At 41.4% G+C, this 12,094-nt stretch carries 10 protein-coding genes; all 10 read left to right on the top strand.

The features are described from left to right. Positions 1-84: 84 nt before the first annotated feature. On the top strand, positions 85-1,476 hold the full coding sequence (locus EZV76_RS09090) for a trypsin-like peptidase domain-containing protein (protein ID WP_136566227.1): 1,392 nt from the start codon (positions 85-87) through the stop codon (positions 1,474-1,476). A 132-nt stretch (positions 1,477-1,608) separates the two neighbouring features. Then, positions 1,609-3,057, top strand: a complete 1,449-nt coding sequence (locus EZV76_RS09085) for a glyceraldehyde-3-phosphate dehydrogenase (RefSeq protein WP_136566226.1) — start codon at positions 1,609-1,611, stop codon at positions 3,055-3,057. A 117-nt stretch (positions 3,058-3,174) separates the two neighbouring features. Then, positions 3,175-3,780 (top strand): tRNA (guanine-N1)-methyltransferase, encoded by a 606-nt coding sequence (locus EZV76_RS09080; RefSeq protein WP_136566225.1) that lies wholly within the window; start codon positions 3,175-3,177, stop codon positions 3,778-3,780. 40 nt (positions 3,781-3,820) lie between these two features. Beyond that, a complete protein-coding gene (locus tag EZV76_RS09075) occupies positions 3,821-4,264 on the top strand; it encodes a GNAT family N-acetyltransferase (RefSeq protein WP_136566224.1) in 444 nt (147 codons plus the stop codon). 35 nt (positions 4,265-4,299) lie between these two features. Beyond that, complete coding sequence (gene trmD, locus EZV76_RS09070; RefSeq protein WP_136566223.1) at positions 4,300-4,974, top strand: tRNA (guanosine(37)-N1)-methyltransferase TrmD; 675 nt, start codon at positions 4,300-4,302, stop codon at positions 4,972-4,974. Between the two features lie 5 nt (positions 4,975-4,979). Further along, on the top strand, positions 4,980-5,315 hold the full coding sequence (locus tag EZV76_RS09065) for a hypothetical protein (RefSeq protein WP_136566222.1): 336 nt from the start codon (positions 4,980-4,982) through the stop codon (positions 5,313-5,315). Positions 5,316-5,428: 113 nt separating this feature from the next. Beyond that, positions 5,429-5,779, top strand: a complete 351-nt coding sequence (rplS, locus tag EZV76_RS09060; protein WP_136566221.1) for a 50S ribosomal protein L19 — start codon at positions 5,429-5,431, stop codon at positions 5,777-5,779. A gap of 631 nt (positions 5,780-6,410) precedes the next feature. Then, positions 6,411-8,633 carry an NADP-dependent isocitrate dehydrogenase gene (locus EZV76_RS09055; protein ID WP_136566220.1) on the top strand — a complete coding sequence of 741 codons (2,223 nt, stop codon included), beginning with the start codon at positions 6,411-6,413 and terminating at the stop codon, positions 8,631-8,633. A gap of 153 nt (positions 8,634-8,786) precedes the next feature. After that, a complete protein-coding gene (locus EZV76_RS09050; protein ID WP_136566219.1) occupies positions 8,787-11,195 on the top strand; it encodes a TonB-dependent receptor in 2,409 nt (802 codons plus the stop codon). Between the two features lie 4 nt (positions 11,196-11,199). Beyond that, positions 11,200-12,093, top strand: coding sequence for a DUF4249 family protein (locus tag EZV76_RS09045; protein ID WP_136566218.1), 894 nt, complete (start codon positions 11,200-11,202; stop codon positions 12,091-12,093). The last annotated feature ends 1 nt before the right edge of the window (position 12,094 follow it).

The raw sequence follows: 12,094 nt of genomic DNA, 5'->3' as shown, positions 1-12,094 counted from the left end.
TAGTTAAAAACGAGTTAAACCGATAAAGCCAAAAATTGAATTCTTTTAATTTTGTTAGAGCTAAATGTTAAATTAGTAATGATTATGAAGAGAATAGCTAGTTTATTTCTGGTATCCTTATTTGCAGGGGCAATTACCCTCGGAGCGTACAAATTATTTTTTGAGAAAGACAATCTCAACTGGTCTGCTTCCCAGGAAGCCATACCCGTATTGAGCACAAGCAACCTGCCAACATCGGCATTGGGGGCTGGAATCAATGAAGTGGATTTCACCTTGGCTGCGGAGAAAACGGTAAACTCTGTTGTGCACGTGAAAAACTTGACCTTGAGCAAAGGCCCGAGCAGTCTATCGGATTTCTTTTATGGTTTTGAACGCCAACAAACCCCGCAGATCGGGTCTGGGTCGGGCGTGATCATCTCTCCCGATGGCTACATTGTCACCAACAACCATGTAATTGCCAATGCCAGTCAATTGCAGGTGAACCTAAACAACAATAAAACTTATGATGCAGAAGTGATCGGTTCCGATGCCGATTCCGACATTGCACTTTTAAAAATCGATGCTGAAGAACCCCTACCTTATTTGGCGTTTGGAGATTCAGACAATGCCAAGATCGGGGAATGGGTACTGGCCGTTGGCAACCCTTTTAACCTTACCTCAACTGTTACGGCCGGAATTGTAAGTGCCAAGGCAAGGTCTTTGGGCAGAAACCAATCCTTTATCCAGACCGATGCGGCTGTAAATCCTGGCAACAGTGGTGGTGCCCTGGTCAATACCAATGGTGATTTAATTGGAATCAATACTGCCATTACCTCTCAAACCGGTTCGTATGTAGGCTACGCGTTTGCTGTTCCCAGTAACATAGCCAAAAAAGTAGTTGAGGATATCATGGAATTTGGCAACGTTCAAAAAGGATTGTTGGGTATCCAAGGAGGTGACCTTACCTCTGCCCTTGCAGAAGAAAGAGGGCTTAGTATTTCTGATGGAGTGTACGTCTCCAAAGTAACAGAAGAATCCGGCGCTGCAGAGGCCGGCCTTCAGGAAGGGGATATTATTAAGCAAGTGGACAACATTGCAGTCCATAAGTTTTCAGAATTATCCGGATATCTATCTTCCAAAAGACCTGGTGATGTAGTCGAAGTGGTTGTAGATCGCGATGGAAAGAGTGTCTCCAAAAGAGTTACCCTAAAAAAACAATCCAGCATTGTTTTGCCCATGACCGGATTTACCGTTAAAAACCTATCCAAAGAAGACAAAAAGAAATTTGGAGTATCCAAGGGTGTCAAGATTATAGATGTTCCCCAAGCCTATGGAAGATATGGTCTTCAAAATAAAGTTATCACAGAAGTTGATGGCAATGAAGTTGACAACATTGAAGATGCCAAACGTCATTTCGGGGAAATCTCAAGGTATGGCCGCACCAGCTTTACCATGATCAATGAAAAAGGGGAAAAAGAACATATGATCCTACAATAAAAACATTGAAATACTCACTAAGAAAGCACCTCTACCAAGGTGCTTTTTTTATATCGAAATTCTTTTACGAAAACGTTTGAAATATCTAATTTTGTCAAAAATAGCTAACTAAACAAACGTATCAAATAATCTATGAGCGACATCAAGTCCTACGAAAAGGAACTTGCCTTTCAGGCAGACCGAAGAAAAGCGACCACGGAATTCATAAAGATCATTAGCGACCTATGGTATGATAAAGCCATTGAAGTGGTTCTCTTTAAAAATCAAGTCATCGATAAAAATGTCAGTGACATCATCAACTTGCATGAATATGCTGGGGAGTTTGTCCAGAAACCGATTTCCATTTTTGATTCGGTCGAAATTTTGAGGGCCATAAACGATATCAATTTACCGCCGGCAAAATTGGACATTGGCAAGCTTACCTACGAATATCATTCAGATGAAAACAACCATCTCAATGTAAAATCTTTTGTACTGGATAAGCTCAAGGATGCTCAATTCTCCAAGGAAATAAAACCTAAAGATGTAGTTCTCTATGGTTTTGGAAGAATTGGAAGACTAGTGGCCAGAGAACTTATGGCAAAAACCGGAAGAGGCAGTCAATTAAGGCTCAGGGCCATTGTAGTTCGCGGTGAACTAAATGCGGAAGTTCTCGAGAAAAGGGCCGCATTGCTCCGAACCGACTCTGTTCACGGTCAGTTTATGGGCACCGTGGATATAGATCAAAAAAACAATGCCCTCATCATTAATGGCACCACCGTAAAGTTCATCACTGCCGAAAAGCCCGAAGACATCGACTATACCAAATACGGTATAATAAGCGCTTTGGTCATTGATAACACTGGGGCTTTCAGGGATAAGGAAGCATTGTCCAGACATTTGGAATCCAAAGGTGCGAGCAGGGTATTACTAACCGCTCCCGGAAAAGAAGTCCCAAACATTGTACATGGGGTAAACCACAAAGAGTTTGATCCAGACAAGACTAAAATATACTCTGCAGCCTCTTGCACCACTAATGCCATTACACCAATATTAAAGGTTATAGAAGATTCCCTAGGGATTAGAAAAGGGCATTTGGAGACCATACATGCGTACACCAATGACCAAAATTTGGTGGACAACATGCACAAAAAGTACCGTAGGGGTCGCGCTGCCGCCTTGAACATGGTCATCACAGAGACTGGTGCAGGAGCAGCAGTAGCCAAGGCTCTGCCATCCTTGAAAGGGAAGCTGACCTCCAATGCCATTCGTGTACCAGTTCCCAATGGTTCTCTTGTGGTTTTGCATCTGGAAGTGAAAAACAAGACTTCCATAGAAGGTGTAAACACCATATTAAAGAAATATGCCTTGGAAGGGGATTTGGTAGAACAAATAAAATACTCCCTCAGCAATGAATTGGTGTCTTCCGATATTGTGGGAACTTCAGCTCCCTCCATATACGATAGCAAGGCCACTTTGGTATCCGGCGATGGTAAAAGCTTGGTGCTTTATATATGGTATGACAATGAATATGGTTATTCGCATCAGGTCATTCGATTGGCAAAATACATAGCCAAGGTTAGGCGTTATACGTATTATTAGTGGTCTGGATTGGAAGTGCCCCAACTGGAGTGATAAGGTTTTTCTTTTGATTTTTGGTTTATTGGTGTAATTTCGCCCTACCCTTAATCTAAATTTAATACGAGAATACTATTGACCATGAAGCATTTAACAGTTGTATTGACCCTAGCCCTACTGACTTCCTTTTCTGCAATTTTTGCCCAAGAAGAGGATTCTTCCCCAGATGAAAACAATACCTTGATCGGGCAATTTGAAGAACTGGAACGGAAATCAGGTAATTACAGAGCCAATGGCATCAGGTATGAGGTCATTAAACTATCCGATCTGTATGAGGTCAAAAACAATATTTTCGATTCCATAAACACCGCAAGCAAGACCATAAAAGATCTTTCTGCCACCATTACTGGTAACGAGGCCCAAATAGAAGACCTTAATTCTAAATTGCAGGATACCACCAATAAACTAAATACCGTTACCGAAGAAAAGGACAGCATTTCCTTTTTTGGCGCGTTGATTAGCAAAGGGACCTACAATTTTATTTTATGGTCCATCATTTTTGCTCTTTTACTGTTCCTGCTCTTTTTCATATACCGATTCAGAAACAGCAATTTCTTGACACATCAGGCTAAATCTGCACTAGCCGATTTAGAAAAAGAATATGAAGAGCACAGAAGGCGGGCCTTGGAACGCGAGCAAAAAATAAGCCGTCAATTACAGGACGAATTGAACAAACAGAAAAAGTAACAATAAGGCTTCCTCAAGGGAAGCCTTTTTAACGAACTTCATGACCCTAAAAAAGGCTACATCCGCTGACCTGAAACTTATCATACCACTTTTTGATGCATATAGGGTATTCTATGGACAGCCCTCAAACCTAAAAGCGGCCAAAACCTTTCTTGAGGAACGTTTTTCAAATGGGGACAATGTTGTTTTCTTGGCGATGGATAATGAAACCCCCATTGGTTTTACACAATTGTACAAAACCTTTTCTTCCGTTTCCATGCGTCCTTTTTACATTCTTAACGACTTGTATGTCTCCCCCGAATATCGGAAACAAGGAGTTGGCGAAGCACTGTTACAACAAGCAAAGCAGCATTGTCAACGAATGGAGTACAAAGGACTTGCTTTGGAGACTGCTGTAGACAACCCGGCCCAAAAATTATATGAACGCCTGGATTGGAAAAAAGAAACTGCATTCTTTCATTATTTTTGGGCAAACCCCAAGTAGATCAACCTTTATTTTTGACCCTATTGCCTTAACCCATGAGGATAGATATCATCACCGTTTTACCAGAACTCCTAAAAAGCCCCTTTGAGGCTTCCATATTAAAAAGAGCCATTGAAAAAAACCTTGTAGAGGTTCATTTTCACAATCTAAGGGAATACACCACAGGTAAATATAGACAGGTTGATGATTACCAGTTTGGTGGTGGTGCGGGTATGGTTCTTATGGTAGAACCGATTGACAAGTGCATTTCCAAACTAAAGAGCGAACGGGATTATGACGAAATAATTTACATGACTCCTGATGGAAATACATTGAACCAAGGCATGGCAAACGAGATTTCATTAAAGAAGAACCTAATAATTCTGTGCGGACACTATAAAGGCGTAGACCAGCGAGTGCGTGATATGTTTGTTACGCGAGAAATCTCCGTGGGTGATTATGTTCTCTCGGGCGGGGAATTGGCCGCTGCCATTGTGTGCGATGCTGTTATCCGACTGCTTCCAGGAGTTCTCAACGACGAGACCTCCGCACTTACCGACACTTTTCAAGACAACTTATTGGCCCCTCCAGTCTATACAAGGCCCGCCGAGTATAAAGGGCAAAAGGTTCCCGAAATCTTATTGAGTGGTGACTTTCCAAAAATTGAGAAATGGAGGGAAGAACAAGCCTTGGAACGCACCAACCAACGAAGACCTGATCTATTAAAATAATTTACATGGAAAACAACGATTCCCTTTATTTCGCCGTTGGTGGACTATTCTACGGCTTGATACAACTGATTGTTCTGATTGCCTGCATCATCTTGGTGCTAAAGCAAAGAAACACCGCAACCATTTTAATGCTCGTTGGGCAAATCTTATCCATAGTGTTTTCATTGGGCGGATACCTTTGGAACTTCCTTGCAGCAAAAAACGGAGTTGATTCCCTATTACAAGCCAATAAAATAATGTCGGTGGTAGGGCCTCTCCCCTATGGCCTTTTTGCCATTGGACTGATTCTGTTCGCCATGAATCAAGTAAAAAAGAAAAGATTGGGTCAAGAAAATGTTTAAAGTGCAAAAAACCGCTTGCCAATTCTAAATATTGCATTACTTTTGCAATCTCAAATTCAACCTCTGACGAAATCCGTGAAAGTTGATTTTGAAAAACACTTAAAAAAAATATCATGGAATCCTTAGTGAAATTTGTTGAAGACGAATTTGTTCCAAAAAAAGATTTCCCAAAATTTTCTTCTGGAGATACCATCACGGTATACTACGAAATCAAGGAAGGTGAAAAAACCCGTATCCAGTTCTTCAAAGGAGTTGTAATCCAGAGAAGAGGAAGTGGTGCCACTGAAACCTTCACCATCAGAAAGATGTCTGGTACTGTGGGAGTAGAAAGAATTTTCCCTATCAATATGCCTGCCTTGCAACGTATTGAAGTGAACAAGAAAGGTAAAGTTCGTAGATCTAGAATCTTCTACTTTAGAGGTCTTACCGGGAAAAAAGCCCGTATCAAAGAGATTAGGGGATAATAAAACCCCAACGCAAATAAAAAGCACCTTTTCAAGGTGCTTTTTTTATGAACAATTGTTAATAACAGTAGTTTATATATTGTTGATTTTTAATTGGTTATAAAATTTGGATATCTACCGCTTAATCCTATCTTAGCAGAAGAAATAATGAAAATGATACCATCAGTTTCGTATTTCTATTTTAAAGTTGACGTTCTTTAAAAGCTGTGGTTTCCCTTTTTAATTAGTAACACTACTGATCACAAAAGGAATTTCAAGACAAGGTAAGGCTCAGGCTGCTTGAGGAGAAATGATGAATTTTATGTGCGAATGGAAGAGCAATTTTCCATTTTGATAGAATTTAGGAAACTATCGGTACACTTTGCGGAAAGTTGTTTGGTTGAAAAATTAAGGACAGGAAGCAAAGCAAACGTTAAAAGGAAAACAGGAACAGATCTTAGGATTTGTGGTTTTGTAGCAACACAGAACAATGCTGTAAGTACTTTTCAGAAAGCCATATCAATGTTTACACATAGATATGGCTTTTGTTTTTTCACATTCCCCTCCATTTTTGTACCCTTTTTACTTTATTCGGTATATTCATCACCATTCATATGTCGTATATTTGCACCGCTCAAACAAATACATTTAAATGGCCAAAATTTATTATACCAAGACCGACGAGGCTCCAGCCTTAGCAACCCTTTCTTTCTTACCCATTGTAAAAGCCTTTACCGAAACTGCAGATGTCACTATTGAAACCAAAGATATTTCTCTGGCAGGTAGGATAGCTGCTGCTTTTCCAGAATTTCTGAACAAGGACCAACAAGTTTCAGATGATTTGACCATTTTGGGGGATTTGGCTAAAACGCCCGAGGCCAATATCATTAAACTGCCCAATATCAGTGCTTCAATTCCTCAGCTTAAGGAAGCTATTGAAGAATTACAAGGAAAGGGGTTCAACCTACCCAATTACCCCGATGAGCCCAAAAATGACGAAGAAAAAAGCATTAAGGCAAGGTATGACAAGATTAAGGGAAGTGCCGTAAACCCTGTATTACGAGAAGGAAATTCGGATAGAAGAGCTCCCAAGGCCGTAAAAAATTACGCCAAAAAAAATCCGCACAGTATGGGAGAATGGTCTTCCAATTCCAAAACCCATGTAGCTTCCATGACCCATGGCGATTTCAAAGCCAATGAAAAATCGCTCACCATGGATCACGCCGGTGATGTTCGCATTGAACTATTGGACACGGAAGGAAACACAACCGTACTGAAAGATAAAGTCACCCTTCAAAAAGAAGAGGTCATTGACGCGACTGTATTGAGCAAAAATGCATTGGTGGAGTTCTTGACCAACGAGATAGCCGATGCCCAAAAAAACAACCTTCTACTTTCATTGCACTTTAAGGCAACCATGATGAAGGTCTCCGACCCTATCATCTTTGGCCATGCCCTAGAAGTATATTTTGCAGATCTGTTTTCAAAATACGGGGATACATTCAAAAAATTGGGTATCAACCCAAATGATGGCTTGGAAACTCTTTTGGACAAATTATCCGAGCTTCCAGATGACCAACATAAAGAAATTGAGCAAGCCATTGCAGCCAGCATTGAAAACGGTCCTGATTTGGCCATGGTAAATTCCGATAAAGGAATTACCAACCTTCATGTGCCCAGTGATGTGATCATCGATGCATCCATGCCCGCTATGATCAGGAACTCCGGGAAAATGTGGGACAAGGACGGAAAACTCCAAGACACCAAGGCCATCATCCCAGATAGCAGTTATTCAGGCATTTATCAAGCTACCATTGATTTTTGCAAGGAACATGGCGCTTTTGACCCCACAACAATGGGAACGGTCCCCAATGTTGGTCTTATGGCGCAAAAAGCAGAGGAATATGGTTCTCACGACAAAACTTTTGAGATTCCGAAAAACGGAAGTGTAAAGGTGGTGGATACCTCAACAGGAAAAACCTTAATCGAGCACAAGGTTGAAGCGGGCGATATCTGGAGAATGTGCCAAGTAAAAGATGCTCCTGTCCAGGATTGGGTGAAATTGGCCGTAACCCGAGCCAAGGCAACCAACACGCCTGCCGTTTTTTGGTTGGACAAAGACAGGTCCCATGATGCCGAACTCATCAAAAAAGTCAACCTTTACCTAAAAGATCACGATACGCAAGGTTTGGATATCCGAATCCTATCCCCTCTTGAAGCTACCAAATTTACTTTGGAACGCATCAAAAATGGTGAAGATACCATCTCCGTGACCGGAAATGTGCTACGGGACTACCTTACTGACCTTTTCCCCATTCTGGAAGTGGGCACCAGTGCCAAAATGCTTTCCATTGTTCCTTTGATGAACGGTGGTGGACTATTTGAGACCGGTGCCGGTGGTTCTGCTCCCAAACACGTTGAACAGTTTTTGGAAGAAGGTCACTTGCGATGGGATTCCTTGGGCGAGTTCTTGGCCCTTGGCGTTTCTTTGGAACATTACGGTGAGAAAAACAACAACTCCAAAGCCAAGGTATTGGCAGATGCATTGGATAAAGCCACTGAAAAATTCTTGGACAACGACAAATCCCCTTCCCGAAAAGTAAACGAATTGGATACCCGTGGAAGCCATTTTTATTTGGCATTGTATTGGGCAGAGGCGTTGGCAAACCAAAATGAAGATGCCGAACTGAAATCGGTTTTCAGCAAAGTATTCGATACCATGTCTTCCAACGAAGAAAAGATTGCCCAAGAATTGATAGACGCCCAAGGTACTAGTGTAAATATTGGCGGATATTACTTGCCAAACCCAGAATTGGCATCAAAGGCCATGCGCCCTAGCAACACGCTTAATACCATTTTAGAAGGTATCGCGTAGCAACATATTGAAATTCATCTACACAAGGGTGCAAACCAATCCAATTTGGTTTTGCACCCTTTCTGTTTTTGGTATAGGTTTAATAGGTTGAGAGATAGTACATTCTATTTTTGCCGTCTCGGATAAATGTGTACTTTTAGTAAAACCCATTGAATGTCCAAACAGTACTTTTTTCTCCTGTTTACATTGTTGCTTCAACTTGGTTTTCTGCAAGCGCAACAAAAATTCACCCTGAGCGGTACCGTATCGGAAGCCAACAGCAATGAAACACTAATAGGGGTCACCATAGCCATTCCATCCTTAAAAACAGGAGTCACCACCAATGAATATGGCTTTTACTCCATTACCTTACCTCAAGGAGAATACGAATTGGTTTTGAGTTATCTAGGGTTTCAGGACATCAGGGAAACCATACGTCTTGATAGAAATATAAAGAAAGATTTCAACCTTCTGGAAGCCGCAGAAGAGTTGGAAGAGGTGGTGGTTACAGACAATGCGGAACGTCTGGATATCAGAAAACCCCAAATGAGTGTAAACACCTTGGCCGTAAGAACCATTAAGCAAATACCCGTGGTACTTGGTGAAGCCGATGTAATCAAGTCCCTCATCCTTTTACCCGGGGTCACCAATGCTGGTGAAGCTTCGTCCGGATTCAATGTCAGAGGCGGGGCGGCGGACCAAAACCTCATCCTATTGGATGAAGCCACTGTGTTCAATTCATCCCACCTGTTTGGTTTCTTTTCAGTCTTTAATCCCGATGCCATCAAAGATGTCAAACTTTTTAAAGGAGGTATACCTGCCAGATATGGGGGCAGGGTCTCATCGGTGCTGGAGATTTTTCAAAAGGAAGGCAACAGCAAAGACTTTAAGGTTAACGGAGGAATTGGTGCCGTGGCCAGCAGATTGCTACTCGAAGGTCCCATCACCAAAGACCGAACCGCTTTTTTAGTTGGCGGAAGAGCGTCATACGCCCATCTATTTCTTCCCCTGTTCGATGTGGATAATAAAGCCTATTTCTATGACTTGAATACCAAAATCAACCATAAAATAAATGACCGGAACAGCATTTTCCTATCCGGGTATTTTGGAAGGGACCTTTTTAGCATCAACGATAATTTTGTAAACACCTATGGCAATGCAGTGGGAAATTTTAGATGGAACCATTTATTTTCAGACAAACTTTTCTCCAATTTGTCACTAATATATTCTGATTATTTTTATGGCTTGGAGCTTGATTTTGTGGGGTTTGACTGGGATTCGGGAATTCAAAACTTTAACCTTAAATACGACCTAAAACACTACGTTAACGATAAGCTTCAACTCAATTATGGTATGCACAACACTTACTATGTGTTCAATCCTGGAAGAATACGCCCCAATAGCCCTGACTCTGGTATTGTTGAGGAGCAGTTGACAAAAAAATATGCCAATGAGAATGCTATTTATATTGATGTGGAGCATAAGATATCGGACAATCTTAGTATGGGTTATGGCTTAAGGGCCAGTCAATTTAACAGATTTGGACAGGATGAATTCTATGTATACGAAAATGACAATCCAGTATTGTTCGACCCATTTTCCTTGGTATATCGGGAAGCGGAACCCATAGATACCATCAATCCCGGTAGAAGTGGAACGCTAAAAAAGTTTTTCAATCTGGAACCACGGATATCGGCTTCCTATAATTTTGATGGTAAAAGCTCCGTTAAGGCAAGCTATACCCGTTTGGCCCAATATCTTCATTTATTGTCCAATACCAGTTCCCCTACCCCATTGGATGTGTGGACACCGAGCGGACCATTTGTAGAACCACAATTGTTGGATCAATATGCCATCGGATATTTTAGGAACATCAAGGATGGAGTTTTCTCTTTTGAAACTGAAGCTTTCTACAAGGAAATTCAAAATAGGATAGATTATATCGACGGCGCAAATCTAATTGCCAATAACGCCATAGAACAGATTATTTTAAATGGAGAGGCCCGTGCCTATGGTTTGGAATTTCTGATTCGAAAGAATGAGGGACGCCTAAAGGGTTGGGTGGCCTATACGTGGTCCAAATCGGAACAGCGCACACCTGGAAGAGACCTTAGGGCCCTAGGAATTGATACCGGTCGTTCCGACCTTGAAACAGGCATTAATCTTGGGCAATGGTACAACACGCCCTACGACAAGAGACACGACCTTGCCCTGTATGGCAGTTATGAACTGAGCCCCTCTTGGAGCTTTAACGCCAACTTCATATTCCAGACCGGGCAACCCACCAATTATCCCATAGGTCAATTTGAATTTGAAGGACTGGTGGTTCCTTACTATGGCCTTCGAAATAAAGAAAGATTGCCGGACTACCATAGGTTGGATGTTTCTGCCATCTTGACCCCAAAAAGAAATCAACGAAAAAAAGTGCAATCCGAGTGGGTATTTAGCATTTACAATCTGTACAGTCGTAAAAATGCAGCTTCCATCAACTTTAGGGAAAATGAGGACACGGGTAGAAATGAGGCCATTCGCACCTCAATTTTTGGGATTATCCCGTCTATAACTTATAACTTTAGATTCTAACGTTATGAAAAAAGCATTCTACTACATACTTGCATTTTTAACGTTTTTCTCCTGCGAAGATGTGGTTGAGGTAAATCTCCCAAAAACTGAACCCAGACTCATCGTAAATGGACTTTTACGTGTAGATAAAAGCCAGGAATTCATTGATGTACGTATTGAAATGAAGGAAACCACGGGCTTTTTTGAGGAAAACACCATAACACAAGTGGAAAGTGCCGTGATTGCCTACGGTATTCCAAATGAGTTTGGGGAATTTACGGAGCTGGCTTTTTCCTCACTGGCCGAAGAGTCCCCAAACACAGGGATTTATGTTCCTGACCCAAATTTTTCATCGGACCAGCGTATTAGGACAACGGCTGCAGAACCCAGTGTTGTATTTATCCTCCAGATAAGCCATAAAGACAAAAATTATTATGCCAGAACGGAATATGCCCCTACTGTACCTATTGATGATTTGGAACAAGGGGACAACACCCTTTTTAATGAGGATGATATTGAAGTCATTGTAACCTTCACAGATGCCCCCGAAGTTTCCAATTATTATGTTTTCGACTTTGGATTTGGAAATTTCCAAGCCTTGGAAGACCAGTTTTTTCAGGGGCAACAATTTCAATTTTCCTATTTCTATGATGGTAATGTAAATGAAGGACAAAACATCGCTATAAGTATTTTAGGGGCCGATCAGGAATTTTATAACTATATGGATCTACTGGTTGAACAAACACAAGACACCGGTGGTGTTTTTCAGACCCCTATTGCTACCGTTCGTGGTAACGTGTTTGATATTACTGGATTGGACAACATCGATATTTTTGACAATGTAGAGCGTCCTGATGAGTATGCTTTGGGGTATTTTGCCGTAGTGCAAGAATTTTCAGAGAACCTCACTATACAGTGAA

Origin of the sequence: Flagellimonas alvinocaridis (genome assembly GCF_004916895.1) — a bacterium.
GTDB classification, from domain to species: domain Bacteria; phylum Bacteroidota; class Bacteroidia; order Flavobacteriales; family Flavobacteriaceae; genus Flagellimonas; species Flagellimonas alvinocaridis.
This window is presented reverse-complemented; position numbering and strand designations above follow the sequence as displayed.